The following is a 20100-nucleotide window of genomic DNA, read 5'->3' as shown; positions in this document are numbered from 1 at the left end:
ATCAGGATTTTGTAATCGTTTCTTCTAAATTATATATTGTAGCTATTACTCCCATCATGGCAGCAAGCTCAGTCTTGTTGGCTTTTGCAGAAATCGGATACTCTCCAACTGCTAAAACTTTATCTGCATTAGATTTTTGCTTAAATACCTTCAGCTGATCTGCATAATACGATGCCAGTAATTTTATTTCTTTATCCTTTGGTTTTCGACATACAATCTTTCTAAATGCTTTGCTGATTTTCGATTCAGCTGTTCCATTCTCCTGTAATAACTTATCAGCCAAAACACGCGAAGCTTCCAATACTGTCGGATCGTTCATCATTACCAATGCTTGAAGTGGAGTGTTGGTCTTTAGCCTTTTCACCTCACACTGATCCCTATTACTGGCATCAAAAATTCCCATCACAGGAGGCGGTACCGTTCTCTTAATAAAAGTATACATCCCCCTACGGTATAAACTCTCTTTATGATCTTGCTTATAATTAGCTAATATTCCACGACCAGATGTAGCAGCTTCCCAAAGCCCTGCTGGCTGATATGGCTTAACGCTTGGGCCTCCTATGGTATTCACCAACAAACCGCTGCTTGAAAGTACCACATCACGAACCAATTCTGCGGGAATACGGTAACGCGGTGCTCTTGCTAAAAGGATGTTATCCGGATCTGTTTTTAGTTTTTCAGGCGAGACTACAGCCGATTGCCTGTAGGTTGCAGATAATGTAATTTGTTTCACCAAACGCTTGATATCCCAACCATGATTCATGAAGTCAACCGCAAGCCAGTCCAGTAATTCCGGATGAGAAGGCAGTTCACCCTGCATTCCGAAATCTCCGGAGGTTTTAACGATACCGCGACCAAAAAACTCTTGCCATACCTGATTTACAAACACTCTTGAAGTAAGTGGGTTTTTCTTATCAAACAACCACTGGGTTAGTCCTAATCTGTTTTTAGGATATTTCTCGTCGAATGAAAGTAATGATTTAGGGGTTCCTGGCTTTACTTCCTCGCCATGCGCATCGTACACGCCCCGCTTTAGCAAATAGGTTTTGCGAACGGTATCCTGATCGCCCATAATAGATACGATTAACTTACCTGTATCTTGCTTATTGATGAATTTCATGATATCCTTTACATCAGCATTGCTGATTTCCATAAGAGGTTTCTTAGCATAAGTCTCCGGTCCACCAATAACCGATTCGAGACCTACCTCCTTTATGTTATTAAAAAAGGCAAATACCTGATAATATTCTTTTTGCGAGAAAGGATCGTATTTATGGTCGTGACAATGAGCACATTCAAGCGTAACCCCTATAATAGCTTTACCAAAAGTATTGGTACGATCAGTAACGTATTCAACGCGATATTCTTCATCAATAACACCGCCCTCTTCAGTAATTTTATGATTTCTGTTAAAGCCTGTAGCTAAAAGCTGTTCTTTAGATGCATTAGGCATCAAATCTCCGGCAAGCTGCCAGCTCACAAACTTGTTGTAAGGCATATTTTCATTAAAAGCATGAATTACCCAATCTCTCCATGGCCATTGAGTACGGTAACCATCATCCTGATAACCATGAGAATCCGCATACCTGGCAACATCTAACCAATGCAAAGCCATTCTTTCGCCATAGGCAGGGCTTGCCAATAAAGCATTAACTGCTTTTTCGTAGGCATTACTGCTAGAGTCAGCTAAAAACTTATCCATCACCTCAATTGAAGGAGGTAAACCTGTAATATCCAGACTAACGCGTTTCAATAATCTTTCCTTATCAGCTTCAGGATTAGGCGCTATTCCCTTATGCTCAAGTTTATCAAGCACAAAGTAATCTATTTCATTTTTAGTCCATTTAGCATCCTTAACCTTAGGCATTTGTGGTGCTTTTGGAGGAGTAAAGGCCCAGTGCTTTTCGTATTTAGCACCTTGCTTAATCCATTTCTCTATAATAGAAATCTCATTAGCAGTTAATTTGAGGTTTGAATCTTTTGGAGGCATCATGTATGCCGAGTCTTTTGAAGCAATCCTTAAAAATACTTCTGAGGCATTAGGTTTAAATGGAACAAGAGCATGTACCGAAGGGTTTTCCTTTAATGCTTTATACGCTTCCTCTGCAATATCCAGCCTTAAATCTGCTTCCCGTTTATTCGCATCGGGGCCATGGCAAATAAAACATTTGTCTGAAAGAATTGGTCTGACATTAAAATTGTAGCTAATGGTATCAGGCAGCTGTTCCTCGGCAACATGGCCGGTAGAGGGACTGTTACATGCCTGAATAACATATACAATAGCAAACAACGTCAGCATTAAATAAAAAAGCCTACGGTACATACGTTCTAAATTTGGTTTCAATTGTATGGACAAACTTTCGTTTACCCTGTTTTATAAAGTTAAAATAAATACTTTAAATAGCAATTATTATTTTTCACAAAAACCTGGAATAAACTTTTAAATGCTTAAATTGTTATAGCATATATCACACTAAATACTATAAAAAATGAATATAGAATTTAACGATTTACCTCTGACTAAAAATACAGAGAAAAACAGATTTGAACTTAAAACAGATGATTATGTAACCTTTATAGATTACAAGGAACACGGAAAAAAGATATGGCTTATTCATACGGAAGCTCCTGAAGAGCTTAAAGGAAGAGGAACCGCAACTGCAATAGTTGAGAAAACATTAACCTATATAGAAGACAATGGTTATAAACTCATTCCCTTATGTCCGTTTGTAGTAACATACTTAAAAAGACATAGGGAATGGAATAGAATTTTAGATGAAAGTGTACATCCTTTTTAAACTTACTTTATAAAATATTTGCTTCCTTTAGTGGTATTAAAGCTAACTACATTACCAGCTTCGGTATTTAGTGCCACCTTTTTACCTGCACTATTGTAAACAGATGTTCCAGCTGATAACTGAACATAACATTCAGCTCCGCTTACTGACAATATCTCAGCCTTGGTTAGTTTACTGTTCTTCCAGCTAAAACTAAGCTCAAAACCATTTCTTGCACGCATTCCATTTACATTACCACTGCTCCAATCAGCATTTGTTGGTAATGCAGGTAACAAGCGTATCACAGAGTTCTTGCCATTACTTTGCAACAACATTTCAGCTATAGCTGCTGTACCACCAAAATTTCCATCAATCTGGAATGGTGGATGTGCACAAAACAGATTAGCATAAGTTCCCGCACCGCTTGTCATAGAAATCGTGCTTCCAGCAACAGCAGGTGCCAGTAGCGCTTTAAAAACCTTCCATGCATGATCACCATCACCAAGTCTAGCCCAGAAGTTTACCTTCCATGCTCTCGACCAACCAGTACCTCCATCACCTCTTCTCTCCAAGGTTTTTCTGGCTGCTTGCATTAATAGAGGTGTTTCTAACTGAGTGATTTCATCATAAGGATACAAGCCATACAAATGGGAAACATGACGATGCGTTACCTCAGGATCTTCATAATCTCTAATCCATTCTTGTATCCCGCCAGTTCTTTTGCTGATCTGATTAGGAGCTAAACGGGCTTTTAATTGCTGTAAACTGTCTGTCCAGCTTTTATCTACTCCTAACAACTTAGCCGCAGCGATGGTATTACTCATCATTTCTCTTCCTATCTGCATATCCATAGTTGGACCCATTGTAGTTTGTCCCTCAAAGCCTTCCTCTGTTTTATAGGAGTTTTCAGGAGAGTTTGACGGTGCAGTTACTAACCATTTTGTTACCGGATCTTCAATTAAGATATCGGTATAAAATTTTGTTGCTCCTTTTAGTACCGGATAAATCTCTGCTAATGTCTTTTTATTTGGGTTATACAGATAATGTTGCCATAAATGACTGCTTAACCATGCACCGCCAGAAAGTACTGAACCCCATGAGGCATGCTCACCTGGAGCAGTAAATCCCCATGGATTTGCGATCACGTGCGCAACCCAACCTGTGCTGTTATAATAGGCCTTTGCCGTTTTCTGTCCTGGGGCAACCAAAAATTTAGTGAACTCAATTAGGGGTTTATGTATGTCAGCTAAGTTTGTATTCTCAGCTAACCAGTAATTCATTTGAACGTTTATATCTAAGTGATAATCTCCATTCCATGGAGTTTGATACTCTTCAGCCCAAATCCCTTGCAGGTTGGCAGGCAAGCCTCCAGGGCGAGAACTTGAAATCAAAAGGTATCTACCAAAATTAAAATACAAGGCTGGCAGGGTTACATCACGATCTCCTTTAGCAAAACGCATCAGTCGCTCTGCTGTAGAAAGTGCTGCAATAGCGGCATCCTCTTTATCTCCAAGCTGAATCTTACAACGATTATAGTAAGCTTGAAAATCTTCGCGTTGCTTTGCTTGCAAAGTTAGCCATGGAAGTTTGCTTGCCTCATCAACGTATTTTTTAGCTACAGGTAATGGTGCAGCACCACGTTGCGTTACGTTTGGCCAGTTCATGTCTGTTGCAGCACTAATTACAATAAGACATTCTGTTGCGCCATCAACTGTAAGTGAATTATTTTTAGCGGTTATTTTTCCTGTCGATGAAATGGCTTTTGCAAAGGCTGCGAAAAGAATTCCTTTGTCGCCATCACCTGCAGGTAATTGCCCTGTCATAGTAAGTCCATTTCCCTGCGACGAAAACGCTGCATTTTCTTTCCTGCTTAACGACAGATCAAAATTTAACGCTTTTGGTCTACTGGAAGTTAAACGAATAATAATGGCTTGCTGAGGAGCACTTACAATTACTTCTTCTTTAAAGTTCACGCCAGATCTACTCCATTCTGTAACAGAAATGGCTTTATCTATATTTAAAGTTCTTTTGTAACCCGTTACTTTTGCAGTTGTATCTCTCCAATTGATAAACATATCTGAAAGTATCTGGTAGCATCCAAACTTTACGTTTGCTCCATTACCAAAACCAGAACCGGCTCCGGCGCTTGTAAAATACTTTTGTAACAGCTCTTGTGCCTCTTTATTTTTACCATCCTTCAGTAATTGTTGAATAACCGGCAAATGAGTTGCGGCATCGTTCCTATTTGGATTTTCTACCCCACCCGACCACATAGAAATTTCGTTTAAAACAATCCTTTCTTTGTTTGGATTACCAAATACCATAGCGCCTAGTCGACCATTGCCAACAGGACTAGATTCAGTAAAATGGTTAGCTGGAGATTTAAATTTTACTTCCTGATCTGTCTGTGCGAATAGCGACAAACCACTTAAGGTGAAGCAAAAAAACGAAATGCAGGTCTTTTGGGACAAATTCATCTTTAGTAATTATTTTATTTGGTACTCAAAGAAAGGACATTACAGCTTTAGAAATTAGCTGTATTTGTCAAATTATTAAGCAATATTGGCATTCTAAAGAGAGGTGCTTATTCATAACCATTTTTCAACACCAATACCGCACCTGGCTTAGCCGTCAATTCTAAAAATCCATTTCCATCAGACTTTACTTTAAAATCTTTATTTGAGACAATAAAATGCGTCTTAAATGGAAGCTTCAATTTCGTTACACCGCCCTTTTCGGAAACTATTTTAACTTCATCTACCTGTCCACCTGCTTTTTTAGCGCTTACCAAAAATGCACCTTCGGTACGTAAGTTTTCAAACGAAGCGTCTTTCCATTCGGCAGGTATGGCAGGCATAATTTCAATAAAGCCGGCGTAACTCTGTAATAGCATTTCTTGCAAACCAGCTGCAAATGCAAAATTTCCTTCAAGTGTAAAAGGCCTGTATTGAAATTTCGACAACCCTGTTTTTGTTTGATCTCCGTTTAAGTGGAAGCTATTTATAGAACAAAAAGCCTTTGCGAATATTTGCAGATCTTTTGCAGCACCTTCTCCATCTTTGGCTCTTGCCTTCATATTTGCAAGCCATGAATAAGAATAACCGCACCAGTAATCTGGTCCGATTTTATCTAATAGCTGAATTGTATTTTTTATAATAGACTGTGCTTTCGCTCCATCTTCCCATTTTATTAATCCCAATGGATGAATTGCCATCATATGAGAAAAATGCCTGTGCGATTCTTTGTAGTTTAAACTAGGTGCAAATTTAAGTTCATCGTTATCCGTTATTGAAAAATCATCAAACTCATTTAACAATTTGGTCCACTTAGCAGCCTCAGTTTTTAATCCAAGTTCAGTAGCTAATTCTGCCGCTGCCTTAAAGGTAAACTTCATTAGAGCAAGATCATAGTTTGTATTTTCTGAAAACCATGCGCTAAGGTCATTGTCGTTAATTTCAGGACTTGAACTGATTTTTAATTTTCTGTATCCATTTGCATCTTTAACAGTTATATTTTCCAGAAATATGGCAGCTCCTTTGATCCATGGATAAGTTTTATTTTTAAGAAAAGTCCTATCCATGCTGTAGCGCCATTGCAGGTAATAATGCTGACCTAACCATGAAGAAACGGTTGGCGATAATGAATACTGTATCCATCCGCCCATTTCTGTACCATCCAAAGTAGTTACACCGGGTACTGCAATTCCATCTGTACCAAAATAAAGCTTAGTATAACGTTTATAGTTTGCTTTATTCTCTTCCATGTGATTGATGTAACCCATCGCCTCATCAAGGTGGTTACCACTATAAGAAGGCCAATAACTAAGCTGGGTATTTAAATCATGATGATAATCACCTTTCCATGGTGGTATTCTGCCATTGTCTGCAGTCCACACTGCCTGCAATGAAATCGGGGGTGCATCGGCTCTGGCTACCGAACCAAACTTATACTGTTCCAAATACCATTGTTTTTCTATCAAAGTATCAGGCACGTGAATTGCCGACTTACTCCAAAAATTACCCCACCATTTAGTATGGGCAGTTAAGTCCTTATTAAAATTAGCTGAAATGGCATCTTGAGTAACTACCGCCGCCTTTTTATTTACTGGCTTACTAGGGTACTGTGAGGAAATGCTCCAAACGCCCTCAACAGTTTTGCTGTCAACCCTTTTCCATCTAACGTTAATATCGTAAGTAAATCCGCCCCATCCTTCCTGATGATAAGTGATGCTGTTCCCGTTTTGTTTAATCATTCCCTGCTTATATCCTAATCTCGACAGGTCATCACCACCCACCGGATCACCCGAAACTTTAACTTCTCCCTGATATCTTGGTGCTATTAAATGTGGTTTAAAATCACCACTTACATTTTCAAATCTGAACCAGCCAAGTGGTTTTACTGCATCAACAAAAGTTTTTAGTATAACTCCATTTGCCCATTTAACTTCACAAACTGCATCTTTTATAGACAAATGCACATCTTGCGCCTTACCCCAATCTTTGGTTTCAAATTCAAGAGCACCTCCTGGTATTTTTGAAGGTGCCGGCTCATTATCATAAGGCGCATCAAAATACTGCTGGACTGGGGCGTAATCCTTTTTATTTACCTGATCTATTACCCATTGATAACTGAATTCTTTACGGTGTAAGCCTTTCATAGGGCGCATATCCCAAACATCGACTCTATCTAAAGAAAACCTCAATCGCTCTCCTTTTTGCCAAATTAAAGCGCCTAATGTTCCATTACCCAAAGGGATAGCTTCATCCCATTGGGATGCCAGTTTATTGAATCGTAAATCATGTTTTGGACTTTGCCCAATTGCTGTGATTGATGCAAAAGTAAAAAGGAGTAATGCAATTGTTTTGTTCATAAGATTTCCTAACCTATATTAAAAGTAAGTTATTTTCTTTCATTTTCATCATCATCCTTGGTTTCAGACAATTCTGTTTCTTGCTTGGTTCTCAAAACCGGTATTACCGGCGGAGTACCGCCTAGTCCTATTCCAAAACAAGCCAATATTATCAATACAATGAGTCCCGAAAAACGCATTGCTTTTTTAAAGCGTTTCATAAAAAAAATTATAGGAAAAAGCCTTTCGGCTATAAACCTTCCGTGAAAAAAATAATTAATGGTATTTGAAAACTACACGAACTTGCTAAAGCAGTCGTCATCCTGAATTTATTTCACTGTTGTCCGGTTAAAATCTAAACACACCATTAAATCATTTAAATTAAGCTAAAAACAGTGTTTTTTTTGTCTTTTGAAAAAGCAAGCCCTCTGTTTTTCCCATTTTTAAAATTCCTATTTAAATCCGGCTGTCCGGAGAAAATTAGATTATAATTCGTGTTTTAGCATTCTTAACTCTTTATAGCTGCAATATTCAGGAAAATAATATTTCAGAAGCCAAATATTGCAGCCATTTGTAAGTCGGCTGTCCGGTTAAAATTTATTATAAAACTTTCTCCGGACAACAGTAAATTTATTTCAGGACCTCGCACTAGCAAGGCTTTCTTTCTCTTGAGGGGTCCTGAAATAAATTCAGGATGACCGGCCGATTAAACTCTAATGCTAAGGTCTCAGAATGACGCGCAAGTATGAGACTCGTTCTTTTGATGCGCTGGATAAAAAAGAAACAGCACCGCGGGCATAAATCCTATTAGAAAATTAATAAGAAGTACTAAAATAGAATTTGTAGTGAACTGAACATGAACAATATTGTTCTTAAGTATCACTAGGTTCTTAAAAGCACTTTCTAATGAAATTAGATCAGGATAAACTCTGTTGAGCTTGTCCACAAAACTCTTATAAAATATCTTACTACCGGCTACAACCCTACTAACTACTTTTAATTCAGTTGTAGTACGTGTTAAGTTAACAGAAAAAACACGGGAAACAGCACCAGAAAATGCAAATATGTTTAACAATATAAAAAGCCCTGCTATCCAGCGAAACAGCAGCACCTTATAATTTACAGCTTTGATTTCCAACATATTGCCACAAAGATAATCAATTTTAGAAACCTAAAGATGGGGTTAATTCCTCACAATGAAAACCTTTATCTTTTAGGATGTAGTTAACCATTGGGGCGCATGGAACAGAACTTACCACACTCAATATTTTATCAATGCCATCAGTTTTGAACGACCAATTACTTTCACCAAATATGATATCTAATATAGGTCTGATAGAAATCAACTCATATTTATCTTTTACCGAGGTTTTAAAACTAATTGTGTTCATCGCTTTATGATCTGTCAAATGAATAACTTACCCTAAAGATGAGGGTAATTACCAAATCATACCAGCAGTATCCGGCCAAAACAGACAAAAAACTCGACGAATGGTAAGAAAACGTCGGTGAAAAAATCAGGCTGCAATTGAATTATTCAATTACAGCCTTTATGTTACTTTGCTTGTTTTACGGCTTTAGGAAAATAGTCTGTAGAGCTTTTACGTTTGTTGTTAAAAAACAAAGCATAACGAATTACCTCACCTTTTTTTAATGCAACCGGTTGCTTATATATTGGAGATTTCTCATTTACATCAGATCCATCGGTGGTAAACCTGATAGTACTCGCCTTTGTAGGATCGGCTAGTGTTACTTTAACCGAGCTATCAGCGTTTACAACTGTTTCTCTAACCGGAACCGGAATTCTAAACTGCAATCCCTGTTTATCGTATCTCTGATATTGAGTAGTCAATCTGCCTTTAAAATCATCAAAATTTCTTAATGCTTTTGGTGTCCAATCAATTTCAGCCAAAGCTGCAATACGAGGGAAAACCATGTATTCTAAATAGTCTTCAGTTCCGATAAATTCTGTCCACAAATTACCTTGAGCGCCTAAAATATGCTTGGCCTCAGTTTCGGTTAACGCAGGATGTACAGGTTCAAAAGCATATACACTGTCGAGCGGCACCCAATACCCAATAGCCATTGGCTCAATCTTAGGATCTGCCTGATAGCCATCAATATACAAATGTGAATATGGCGACATAATTACATCATGACCACTCTTAGCTGCTTTTAAACCACTTTCAACTCCTAACCAAGAGTGAACAGTGGCATTATCAGCAAGGCCTCCCTGCATAATTTCTTCCCATCCAATTATCTTTTTGCCTTTGCTGTTGATGAATTTCTCCATGCGCTGAATAAACCAGCTCTGCAGTGCGGCCTCATCTTTTAAGCCTTCCTTTTTTATGCGAGCCTGACATTTCGGACAAGTATGCCATGCATCATGCGGAGCTTCATCACCACCAATATGGATATATTGAGAAGGAAATAATGGCATTATCTCATTTAGCACATCTTCCAAAAATGTGAAAACCCTATCGTTTCCTGCACAATACAAATCTTTAGAAACACCCCATACTTTTCTTACTTCAAATGGTTTTCCGTTTTCAAAACTAACATCACCACAAGCCAAATAAGGATAAGCGGTGATGGCAGCTACTGAGTGACCCGGCATTTCAATTTCAGGAATTACTTCTACAAATCTTGATGTGGCATAAGCAACAACTTCTTTAATCTGTTCCTGGGTATAGTAACCTCCGTATCTAATGCTATCAACATCTTTTTTTCTGTCTGGGCCAATCTGTGTTCCATTTCTGTAGGCCGCTATTTCCTGTAATTTCGGATACTTTTTAATTTCAACTCTCCAGCCCTGATCTTCGGTTAAATGCCAGTGAAACTTGTTTAATTTATGCTTAGCCAGCTGATCAATAAACTTCTTAATGTAGGCTACAGAGAACATATGGCGACAATTATCCATTAACATACCTCTCCAGCTAAAACGAGGTTCGTCTTCAATGTAAACACAAGGCAGTTTTTTTTCGCCTTTAACAGGCACCAATTGCAATAAAGTTTGTATGCCATAAAAAAGGCCATTTTCTGTTCCTGCGGTTATAGTGGCTCCTTTTTCTGTAACTTCAAGGTTGTAACCTTCTTTTGCCGTAACTTTTGGATCTATATAAAGCTTTATGGTTTTTGCATTTCTCTGCATCCACAGGCCTGTACGCAACTCCGGTTTTATCCCCGCAGTTTCCTGTATTGATGATTGGGCAAAAGTTGCCAATTCTTTTAGATCAGCTGTAGGATAGCTGATATATACATTTTTATCTAAGGTGAAACTCCCCTTTCGCTCTTCTAATTTCGCCGGTAATGGGATGATAGAAATTTTGGTTTGTGCAGATAATTTGAAGGTACAAATCATCAGCAAAGCGATTGATAACAGTCGATTCATGTGAAGTTGTTTGGTTATTTTAAATTAACAGTTTTTATAAACTAATGCTAGTTAGCTGTTTTATTTTAAAGAATCAACCAAATACAATGCGCAAACCGTTGCGTAAATTTTCAATTAATAATAGACGTTTTCGGGGGATTCGGATTTTTTTTGGATCAGAAAAAGGGGTGCAAGCATTTACTACACTTAAACGGAATTTGTTCGGACCTCGTTCGACCAGCGGCGAACGAGGTCCCTATTAGGTAGGTATGAAAGCCGAGCTAAGCATAGGCCTTAAGTAGGCTGCAAACAAAAGCCCAAACCTACCCTAAAGAGGTAAATTTACTTCCTAAATTGAATTTGAAAAATGATACAAGCCGTTAGCTCAAAACTCGTTTACCTAGTACCGAAAACTTTATCCCAAATATCGGAGGTAACTCCGTATTTTGTGGTTGAGTCATCGTAATGGTGCAACATGTGTTGCTGTTTAAGCTTTTTCCAAAAAGCACTTTTAAATTGAGCATGGTGCAACATGTAATGCGTCATGTCGTAGCATAAATATCCGAAAATAAATCCGGTAAAAAAACCATCTAGCATTCCAGGCGCAAGCATCCATTTAAATAGGAAAAAAAATGCCAATGCCAGTGGTATACTTGCTGATGGAGGCATTACCAAACGTTGTGCATCGTTTGGATAATCATGATGAACGCCATGAAAAATAAAGTGAATTCTTTTACCCCATTCAGATTTTGGATAAAAGTGAAATATAAATCGGTGGAGTACGTATTCAGTTAAAGTCCAAATAAATAAACCCAATAGAAAATGTCCCAAGAAACCTAAAATCCCATTTTTGCTAAATGATTCCCAAGAGAAATATCCCACAACCGGTACATAAACGATAAGTGGAACAAAATATGGCACTTTAGATAAACCCTCAAAAAGTGGGTTTTTGAACATTCTTATTGATTCTTTAGAATTAGATATAAAATTCTTCTTCATCACTATTTATTTTTGAAGTTTTTTAAGCTAGGGAGCTAAATTACGGCTTTTCTTGCATTTCTCATTAGCCTAAATAAGTAATTTACCGAATTCTGATACTTCTCAATATCTGAATTTCATGGATACATAAGGATACCAGCCTTCATTAGAACGTCCCATTACAAAGCGAAACACAGTTAATGAAGCAGGAGCAAAATATATTCCCCCTCCATATCCCTGATGCCATACATCAGATTTTTCGCCTTTTTTCCATACCCTACCTACGTCATGAAAACCCAACAGGCCGAATTGACCGGGAAGTATGTAATTCATAAAGTTTGCAACTTTTATCCTTAATTCAAAATTATTGTACAAACTGTGCTCACCGCCAAATCTAAATTCACGATAACCAAGCAAATTGCCCTGCCCTCCCAGAAAACTGGATTGATAGAATGCCTGTTTGCCAACAGTAACCGCACCTCCAACCCTATCAGTTAAAACAAATCGGCTGTGCTTATCTATTTTTTTATAAACTGAGAATGCAGCGCTAAGCTGAGCCATAGAATTTGAAACGCCATTTATTCCTTTATAAGCTTGAAATTTGCTTTCTAAATAGGTGCCTGAGGTAGGCAAAATATCGCTATTGCGGTTGTTGTTTACAAAATTAGCTACTACACCGGCGTACAACTTGTCTTTTGTAATGGTTGCACTATCCGGAGAGTGTAGTTCCGAAGTGTTGGTAATAAACCGCCCCTCATTATCTTCCTTGCTGTATCTATAGTATTGCAGGGATGGACCAATACTGAAGGTAGATTTTGGTGTACTCCATCTTACTGAAGGATCAATTTGAAACAAGCTAAATCTTGCACGGTAATACCTTACAAAATCGCCCGTTTTGTTAAAAGGCGTTTCATTACCTAAACCATAAAAATTTTGAGAGTTTTCTGGTGCAAAAGCATCTGCTTGCAATACAATATCGGCATTACCAAGTACTTTAAACAACTCTGCTTTATAATTAAACCTGAAGCCCGCCGTTGCAAAAGAATGTAAAAATGAGAATGAATGGATGCTTCCGTGAGGTAGTTTTCTAAATCCAGGCTGGATAATTTTATACGACAAGCCGAGTAATAGCCTGTCGTCAATATTATAGCTGGCATTTAAAAGAAGCATGTTTCTTTTATATAGATCGGTGTATACAAAGTGAGTATTTGAAGTATCGTTATCTAACCGTGTAAGTAGCTTGTTTGTATTTCCGCTAAAGGTAATGTTGTCATCCTTTCCATAAACGCGAACCTTACGAAGTGAATTTTCTACGTGGAAATTCTTTTTTCCTTCTACACTAATTATCCTGAGTTTGATGGCTGAGGCTTTATTGTTTAAGATTAAGCTGTCGTTGCCATCTTTTACGTACAACCTGATCTCTTTGGTTACTTTCGGATTAAAAGTTCGATTGAAGATAACATCCTTAATATGTCCTTCTTTAGATATTTTGCGAATAGTTACGTTTAAGGCATTATCAGGAGCATCTGTAATGTTAATGAGTTCATTTTTATTACTGGCCTGTATATCTACTATCCTGTTAATAAAATGATAGTATTTGCTCATCAATTCCGGAAGGTTCTTCTGCCTTTCTTTGAGCTGGGCAAGTATCCTGTCATGGCGAAGCGAATACCCCGGCTCAGGCAGTTTTTTAAGCGCTTTTTCAAATACCTCATCGTTTAGAGAATCGCAGAAATCTTTTACGATCTGATTCCATTCCTTTTCATCAATTCCAGAGAAATATTTGCCATAGATTGCTCTTCCTTCCCAAAAAAACCAGTTAATATCGGGTAGGCTCCTTTCGTAACCTTGTATCATTGGCAATAACCAGGATGATTGGGCATATCTGGGCACAAGCCCCTCTGACAAGTAAAAAACCTGATCTCGATCTCTTGGTATGGCAATATAATTAATGTGGCCTGCTGCATTCTTTTCCGGCTTCCATCGCCACTGGTCTTCGTGCCTATCCCAGTCGCCTAATAAAGCGTCTAATGCTTTTGCTCTTAACAATAACGGACCATCATATGTGTTGTCGTTATCATCATTTAACTTGCGCATCATCTTTTCCGAATTGTCGGTATCACCGACTGGCTCTCTTTCTTCGAGCAAGCATAGCGTGTTTTGGAATACTTTTGAGAATTCTCCTAAAGCAGTATCAGGCACTACCCAGCCTATCATAGGATCGCTATGCGGCACATTTACGGCATCGGCTATATCAGGAACAGCTAAAGCTGAAAATGGGTTCTGGGCAGACATATTGTCTTTTACTACCGTACCTGCAAATGTTTTCCTGAATACCTCGGGCAACAATATCTCGGGGAACTTCTCTACACTTCTGAGCACCCACTCTTTACCTTGTTTATCAACCAGTCGGAGCGAGTGAGATTGATTACCTCCGCCCCTTTTAGTTGGCGTTAGTCCACCTTTAATTACCGACACGCGAATAATTGGCACTGTTGTACTCAATGCATATTCTTTACGATAGTTCTCTCCAAACAAAAACCTATGAAACTTGCTTACGTTATCATATTTAGGATAAATTTTCACGCTAATAGAGTCCTGCGCACTGGATGCCAGGCTTACCACCAATAAAACGAGGGAGAGAATGAATTTAATCATACCTAAATATCTATATCTAAAGTTAAGCATTTCTTAATCTATGGTAAGATTTAAAATAAAAGTTCCCCCTAAATTTGTACTGTTATTTAATAAATAAGTAATCGAACCATTAAAATAGGTAGTTATGAACAACGAAATTTTAGGCCTGCACCACATTACTGCGATTGCAGGAAACGCAAAAAAGAATTATGATTTTTATACTCGCATATTAGGTTTACGTCTTATTAAAAAAACGGTAAACTTTGATGATCCACACACTTATCACTTTTATTATGGTGATGAACAAGGAACACCTGGAAGCATTTTAACGTTTTTCCCTTGGGAAGGCATGAGTGCAGGCAGACGCGGTACCAGACAGGTAACTGAAATTGGCTATAGCGTACCGAAAGGGAGTTTAGAATTTTGGCAAAACAGATTTGAGCAAAATAATGTGATCTATAATAAACCTGCTGAAAAATTTGGAGAACGTTACCTTACTTTTTTGGATCCTGATGGATTGAAGTTTGAGTTAACTGAAGCTAAAACTCCAGATACCAGAGCACAATGGACTACGCCAGAAGTAGGCAAAGAAAATGCAACGCATGGCTTTCATCATGTAACCATAACCACCAATAAAATGGATAGTACCGCTAAAGTTTTGACAGATATTTTTGGTTATAAATTAGAGAAAACTGAGGTTAACCGTTCGCGTTTTGTTACTGACACCGTAAGTTATGCAGCTATTATAGACTTAGTTGAAGCGCCCGGTGAAGCTGTCGGCCACATTGCCGCAGGTTCTGTGCACCATGTTGCCTTTAGGGTTAAAGACGAGGCCGCGTTGATGTATTTCAGAGACAAAGTGGTTGCAATGGGATTGAACATTACGCAAAAAATTGACCGTAACTACTTCTACTCGTTATACTTCCGCGAACCGGGTGGTGTGCTTTTTGAAATCGCTACTGATAATCCTGGTTTTACGGTTGATGAATCTTTAGAAGAATTAGGCTCAAACCTTAAGCTTCCAGCACAATATGAAAGCAACAGAGCTGAAATTGAAAGCATTTTACCTAAATTAAACTAATATGTATACGCACAATAAAAATATTGTAACCGCAGGTGTTCCTGTTGCCGAAGCTAAAAGGGCCATTGTATTTTTGCATGGTCGCGGATCTTCTGCTGAAGATATCATTTCCTTAAATAATCACTTAAAGATAGAGGATGCTGCTTTATTTGCGCCACAGGCCACCAATAACAGTTGGTATCCTTACAGTTTTATTGCTCCGATTGATGAAAATCAACCGGCTTTGGACTCTGCGCTAGCCGTAATAAAAGACCTGGTTGCTGAGATCATTTCATCGGGCATCCCTCAAGATAAAATCTACTTTGTCGGATTTTCTCAGGGTGCCTGTTTAACGCTTGAGTACATTACCAGAAATGCGGCAAGGTATGGTGGCGCAGTTGCCTTTACAGGTGGGTTAATTGGTAAGGAGGTAAATATGAGTAACTATAAAGGTGATTTCCAGCAAACACCTATTTTGATCACCACCGGAGATCCAGATCCTCATGTTCCGGTACGGAGAGTTGAGGTGAGTGAAGGTCTAATTAAAAAAATGAATGCTAAGGTTACTATGAAAATATATGCCGGAAGGGTTCATACAATTAGTCAGAAAGAAATAGAATTGGCCAGACAGCTCATCTTTGATGCCGTCTAATTAGAATTTGCTTAATAAAATTAAAATGGCACAAACAATATTACATAAAGCGGCAACACGTACGCTTGCAGATCATGGCTGGCTTAAAAGCTACCAGACTTTTAGCTTTGGCATGCAATACAATCCCGAAAGAATTCAGTTTGGTGCTTTAAGGGTGTTAAATGACGACTGGGTTAATGGTGGAAATGGTTTTGGAGAACATCCTCATGACAACATGGAGATCATTTCCATTCCTCTTGAAGGGGCTTTAAAACATGAGGATAGTCTTGATAACGAAGGTGTAATTGAGGCGGGAGAAATTCAGGTGATGAGTGCCGGTACTGGGATTTATCACAAAGAGTTTAACAAAAACAAGGATATTCCAGCTCAGTTTCTTCAAATCTGGTTGTTTCCCAATCAACGTAATGTAGAACCAAGGTATCATCAGGAAAGGTACGACACCAGGATGAAACCAAATCAGTTTACCCAAATCTTATCGCCTAATAAGAATGATGATGGTGTTTGGATCTATCAGGATGCCTGGTTTAATATTGGTAAATTTGATAAAGGGACAAAAACAGATTACCGTTTTAAAAACAAAGACAATGGTTTATATGTATTTGTTATTAAGGGGGATGTAAAAGTCAGCGATCAAATCTTGAATGAACGTGATGGATTTGGCATTTGGAAGACCGAACAAATAAGCATTGAAGCAATTAACGAAACGGAAATCCTTTTAATGGAGGTTCCTATGAATTATTAATGATTATGAAAAAGACTGAGATTTTGGTGATTTGTGCCCATCAGGAAATTCTAAATACTGTGGTGAGGTTGGTAAATTCCAATACTGAGATGAGTGCTATTGGGGCAAACACCTTGGAGCAGGCAATTACAACATTCAGATCGGCAAACTTTGATTTGGTGTTGGTTGGTGCAGGGCTGGAAAAAACGGAAGAAACCGAGTTGGAGAACGCGATTAGGAAAGTAAACCGAAAGATCCCCATTGTACATCATTACGGTGGTGGAAGCGGCTTGCTTTTTACCGAAATCTATGAGGCTTTAAAATAAAAAAGCAGCTGCGAATGCAGCTGCTTTTTAGTATGCTATCTATTTGTTACTTATCCAATTGGTAAAGCTTTATAGATCTAAGTCTGAAATATTGATCAGGGTCTATAAATGTAGCCACGAAACCTACCGTTACATCGCCTTCTACCGGAACTTTAAATCCAGTAGTAAATTTCTTTGGTGAACTATCTGAATTACCTTTAGATTTTGTAAAACCTAAAACGATAGGATTGTTTTCGACATTGGTAACATCAGGTAAGTTTTTACCTTTTGCTATTACAGTATAGAATTCGTTTTTCCACTGATATCCAACAAAATCCAAGGTATAAAAATACTCACCGGCAGGAAGAGGCAATAAGGTTGTTTGTTCAATTTTTCCGTTAATGATGTCAGGTTCTCCACCCCATGATTCCATTGACATACTATTTCCATCCCATTCATCCCAGCCCCCCATGCCGCCATCCCGTTGCAATACAGCAGCGTTAACTCTCCAATCTGCTACAATTCCCCATCTACTGCCAAATCTAGCTGAAGGAATAAATTTAGGGCCAACATTTAACAGATAGTTAGTTGTAACATCTTTAACAGTTCCATTACTTGTTACCAATTTATTTACTGTAAATACAGAACCTTTCTCTGTTGTTACCGTAAGCTTAGCGGTATACAGATTACCGGCACTATACTGTTTAATTGGAGCTTGTTCTAAAGATATACCCGAATTATCTCCAAAATCCCATGACAGGCTCTTAACTACCACATTTGCAGACTTCACACTAAACTTAACTTTGTCACTACCTTGACTTTCAGCTATAAAATTTAAAGCCAGATCAGGAATGATCTTAACAAGCACTACTTTTCTTGCTGTCGATCCATCTTCAGCGATAGCTTTTAAGTTAACCTCAAAAGTACCTGCTGTAGCAAATATGTGTTTTGGAGCAACTTCAGTAGAAATACTATCATCTCCAAAACGCCACTCAAGTTTCTTATAATCCTTTGAATTATTCTTAAAATCAAAGGTAAATGCATCATCCCCTGGAACGACTTCAAAATCAACAAATGGTCGGTTTTGTTCGGCTGGTTCAGCTTCTATGTCCTTATTTTTAGAACAGGAAGTGAAAATAACTATGCTTAATAGCAAAATAAAAAGTTTGTTCATACTATTTCAAGTTTGGTATATTTTTAAGCAACAACGATGAATGTTGTTTAGCCATCGCTGTTGCTGATTCATTTATTTTAATGTACTTACAAAATAATTATTTCTTTCTGGTAAAGATCCATCCTCTTACGTCATAAGCACCTTTATTTTCATAGAATTTCATGATGTGTCTGCCTTTTGTAAGTTGAACAGTACTGTAGTTTGGCTGTTGATCACCATATGATCCAGGTGTTTTAGCACCTGCAAGTACTGGTGTAATTGCAACACCATCCATTAAAATACTATATCTACCATCATCCCCAGGACAACCTAACAAAGTATTCAATTCATACTCACCATCTGCTTCAATATTTACCGTGTAAGTTAACCACTCATCTGTATTACACCATCCCACTACACTTGGTGGATTATAATTACCTACGTCAACATTTTCACCTGGACGGAAACTAGTCATCCCATCTTTACCATTGTCATCATGATAAGCGACACCTTCACCACCTTGATCATAGAATGCTGCCGGGATCATATCAGACACTTGACCAATACCACCTTTAATTACAAAAGGTACAGTATAAGGTCTGCTAAAAGCAACCGGATCAAAAACTACCACCATTGTAGCTTTATTTGCATCAAGTTGAAACTTGGTAGGATTTTTTAATCTCAATCCTATAGCTTTCTTATTATTCACTCCACCCATTGCTTCAGAGGTGTTAAGCAAAATTGAAGTTTCTACTTTTGTTGCGCCGTCAGCAAATTTTAGTTTTCCTACAGGAATACTAAATTTAGGGCCAGTGTAAAGACTTGTATTTTTCAATGTCCCGTTATTAATCAATTCAGTTGCCACTGCATCGTCTCTCACAAAATCAACTGTAAAATCAGGGCCCGCATCTCCAACAAGAGACAGTGAAAGTGGAATAGTTATATCTTGTGAACCAATTACGAAATTATTTGCATTTGGCACTAAATATGGTGTTTTACCTCCCCCAACAAAAGAAACATAATGAACTTTATCAGGTGCAATCGCCTGCGCTGCGTCGATAAGTACTACGGCAACACCTTTCCCAGCTTCTACTTTATTGGATTTGGATGGACCTGAAATTTTAACTGCAATTGCCAACTTTTTATCATAATTTCTCTCAATAAAAGTACGGCTTACTAACAAATCAAAAGTGGCACTTGTAACCCCATAAGCAATGTCAAGCACTGGTGGAAAATTGAACATTTGTTCTTCCAATGCGATAGTACCTGCAGGTAATACCCCGTCAGTGATTAATTTTGGGATAGTATCAATATTTCCTGTAATTTGAACATTAAATGCTTTTCCAGCTGCTCCCGACAAATTCACTGTCACCGGAATAATTAATTTATCATTGTCTAATGAAAAATTATTACCACCGCCAATATCAATTTTATTAGCTAACGACAGGTCTACCGCATTTACTTTTTCATTGACCAAGACATTCGATAATTTTTCCTTTTCACATGACACCATCAATGTTGTGGTAATAACCAAAAGGCATAAATGCATGTGGGTAAATATTCTTTTCATATTTGATATATATAATGATCTGTTTAAA

At 38.0% G+C, this 20100-nt stretch carries 16 protein-coding genes; 5 read left to right on the top strand and 11 right to left on the bottom strand.

Annotated elements, in window-relative coordinates; translation table 11 throughout:
- Position 1: 1 nt before the first annotated feature.
- Positions 2-2323 carry a PSD1 and planctomycete cytochrome C domain-containing protein gene (locus HQN83_RS04695; protein ID WP_173089156.1) on the bottom strand — a complete coding sequence of 774 codons (2322 nt, stop codon included), beginning with the start codon at positions 2321-2323 and terminating at the stop codon, positions 2-4.
- A 166-nt stretch (positions 2324-2489) separates the two neighbouring features.
- Between HQN83_RS04695 and HQN83_RS04690 the strand changes: the two genes are divergently transcribed.
- The gene (locus tag HQN83_RS04690) at positions 2490-2798 is read left to right on the top strand and encodes a GNAT family N-acetyltransferase (RefSeq protein ID WP_173089154.1); all 309 of its coding nucleotides are present in this window, start codon (positions 2490-2492) and stop codon (positions 2796-2798) included.
- Positions 2799-2800: 2 nt separating this feature from the next.
- Here HQN83_RS04690 and HQN83_RS04685 read toward each other — a convergent pair whose 3' ends face one another.
- From HQN83_RS04685 to HQN83_RS04650, 8 genes are all read right to left on the bottom strand, one after another.
- Positions 2801-5254 (bottom strand): glycoside hydrolase family 95 protein, encoded by a 2454-nt coding sequence (locus tag HQN83_RS04685; protein WP_173089152.1) that lies wholly within the window; start codon positions 5252-5254, stop codon positions 2801-2803.
- 107 nt (positions 5255-5361) lie between these two features.
- Positions 5362-7647 carry a glycosyl hydrolase family 95 catalytic domain-containing protein gene (locus HQN83_RS04680; RefSeq protein WP_173089150.1) on the bottom strand — a complete coding sequence of 762 codons (2286 nt, stop codon included), beginning with the start codon at positions 7645-7647 and terminating at the stop codon, positions 5362-5364.
- A 29-nt stretch (positions 7648-7676) separates the two neighbouring features.
- Entirely contained in the window at positions 7677-7847 is a 171-nt protein-coding gene (locus HQN83_RS04675; RefSeq protein WP_173089148.1) for a hypothetical protein, read from the bottom strand.
- A gap of 506 nt (positions 7848-8353) precedes the next feature.
- On the bottom strand, positions 8354-8767 hold the full coding sequence (locus HQN83_RS04670; protein WP_173089146.1) for a hypothetical protein: 414 nt from the start codon (positions 8765-8767) through the stop codon (positions 8354-8356).
- Positions 8768-8789: 22 nt separating this feature from the next.
- A complete protein-coding gene (locus HQN83_RS04665) occupies positions 8790-9017 on the bottom strand; it encodes a hypothetical protein (RefSeq protein WP_173089145.1) in 228 nt (75 codons plus the stop codon).
- Between the two features lie 164 nt (positions 9018-9181).
- Positions 9182-11017: a beta-N-acetylhexosaminidase gene (locus tag HQN83_RS04660; protein ID WP_173089143.1), complete on the bottom strand. Its 1836-nt coding sequence runs from the start codon at positions 11015-11017 to the stop codon at positions 9182-9184.
- A 375-nt stretch (positions 11018-11392) separates the two neighbouring features.
- Positions 11393-11995 (bottom strand): sterol desaturase family protein, encoded by a 603-nt coding sequence (locus HQN83_RS04655; RefSeq protein WP_173089140.1) that lies wholly within the window; start codon positions 11993-11995, stop codon positions 11393-11395.
- Between the two features lie 102 nt (positions 11996-12097).
- Entirely contained in the window at positions 12098-14632 is a 2535-nt protein-coding gene (locus HQN83_RS04650) for a BamA/TamA family outer membrane protein (protein ID WP_173089138.1), read from the bottom strand.
- Between the two features lie 124 nt (positions 14633-14756).
- On the opposite strand from HQN83_RS04650, the gene HQN83_RS04645 reads away from it, so the two are divergent.
- The 4 genes from HQN83_RS04645 to HQN83_RS04630 are packed head-to-tail and all read left to right on the top strand — an operon-like array spanning position 14757 to position 17370.
- Positions 14757-15692 (top strand): ring-cleaving dioxygenase, encoded by a 936-nt coding sequence (locus tag HQN83_RS04645; RefSeq protein WP_173089136.1) that lies wholly within the window; start codon positions 14757-14759, stop codon positions 15690-15692.
- Between the two features lies 1 nt (position 15693).
- A complete protein-coding gene (locus tag HQN83_RS04640) occupies positions 15694-16323 on the top strand; it encodes an alpha/beta hydrolase (protein ID WP_173089134.1) in 630 nt (209 codons plus the stop codon).
- A gap of 25 nt (positions 16324-16348) precedes the next feature.
- Positions 16349-17065 (top strand): pirin family protein, encoded by a 717-nt coding sequence (locus tag HQN83_RS04635; protein ID WP_173089132.1) that lies wholly within the window; start codon positions 16349-16351, stop codon positions 17063-17065.
- Positions 17066-17070: 5 nt separating this feature from the next.
- A complete protein-coding gene (locus HQN83_RS04630) occupies positions 17071-17370 on the top strand; it encodes a hypothetical protein (RefSeq protein WP_173089130.1) in 300 nt (99 codons plus the stop codon).
- A 46-nt stretch (positions 17371-17416) separates the two neighbouring features.
- Here the strand turns inward: HQN83_RS04630 and HQN83_RS04625 are convergent, their stop codons facing one another.
- Together HQN83_RS04625 and HQN83_RS04620 are read right to left on the bottom strand one after the other, a co-directional pair.
- A complete protein-coding gene (locus HQN83_RS04625) occupies positions 17417-18523 on the bottom strand; it encodes a DUF5013 domain-containing protein (RefSeq protein WP_173089128.1) in 1107 nt (368 codons plus the stop codon).
- Positions 18524-18620: 97 nt separating this feature from the next.
- Positions 18621-20072 (bottom strand): carbohydrate-binding protein, encoded by a 1452-nt coding sequence (locus HQN83_RS04620; protein WP_173089126.1) that lies wholly within the window; start codon positions 20070-20072, stop codon positions 18621-18623.
- Between the last annotated feature and the right edge of the window lie 28 nt (positions 20073-20100).

The sequence above is a fragment of the Pedobacter foliorum genome, from assembly GCF_013266735.1.
Classification (GTDB): Bacteria; Bacteroidota; Bacteroidia; order Sphingobacteriales; family Sphingobacteriaceae; genus Pedobacter; species Pedobacter foliorum.
Note: the sequence above shows the minus strand (reverse complement) of the source record. Positions and strands in the feature narration are given on the sequence as shown.

Coding starts and splice junctions, on each gene's coding strand:
- HQN83_RS04695 (WP_173089156.1), bottom strand. CDS start 2,323: ATGTACCGTAGGCTTTTTTATTTAATGCTGACGTTGTTTGCTATTGTA.
- HQN83_RS04690 (WP_173089154.1), top strand. CDS start 2,490: ATGAATATAGAATTTAACGATTTACCTCTGACTAAAAATACAGAGAAA.
- HQN83_RS04685 (WP_173089152.1), bottom strand. CDS start 5,254: ATGAATTTGTCCCAAAAGACCTGCATTTCGTTTTTTTGCTTCACCTTA.
- HQN83_RS04680 (WP_173089150.1), bottom strand. CDS start 7,647: ATGAACAAAACAATTGCATTACTCCTTTTTACTTTTGCATCAATCACA.
- HQN83_RS04675 (WP_173089148.1), bottom strand. CDS start 7,847: ATGAAACGCTTTAAAAAAGCAATGCGTTTTTCGGGACTCATTGTATTG.
- HQN83_RS04670 (WP_173089146.1), bottom strand. CDS start 8,767: ATGTTGGAAATCAAAGCTGTAAATTATAAGGTGCTGCTGTTTCGCTGG.
- HQN83_RS04665 (WP_173089145.1), bottom strand. CDS start 9,017: ATGAACACAATTAGTTTTAAAACCTCGGTAAAAGATAAATATGAGTTG.
- HQN83_RS04660 (WP_173089143.1), bottom strand. CDS start 11,017: ATGAATCGACTGTTATCAATCGCTTTGCTGATGATTTGTACCTTCAAA.
- HQN83_RS04655 (WP_173089140.1), bottom strand. CDS start 11,995: ATGAAGAAGAATTTTATATCTAATTCTAAAGAATCAATAAGAATGTTC.
- HQN83_RS04650 (WP_173089138.1), bottom strand. CDS start 14,632: ATGATTAAATTCATTCTCTCCCTCGTTTTATTGGTGGTAAGCCTGGCA.
- HQN83_RS04645 (WP_173089136.1), top strand. CDS start 14,757: ATGAACAACGAAATTTTAGGCCTGCACCACATTACTGCGATTGCAGGA.
- HQN83_RS04640 (WP_173089134.1), top strand. CDS start 15,694: ATGTATACGCACAATAAAAATATTGTAACCGCAGGTGTTCCTGTTGCC.
- HQN83_RS04635 (WP_173089132.1), top strand. CDS start 16,349: ATGGCACAAACAATATTACATAAAGCGGCAACACGTACGCTTGCAGAT.
- HQN83_RS04630 (WP_173089130.1), top strand. CDS start 17,071: ATGAAAAAGACTGAGATTTTGGTGATTTGTGCCCATCAGGAAATTCTA.
- HQN83_RS04625 (WP_173089128.1), bottom strand. CDS start 18,523: ATGAACAAACTTTTTATTTTGCTATTAAGCATAGTTATTTTCACTTCC.
- HQN83_RS04620 (WP_173089126.1), bottom strand. CDS start 20,072: ATGAAAAGAATATTTACCCACATGCATTTATGCCTTTTGGTTATTACC.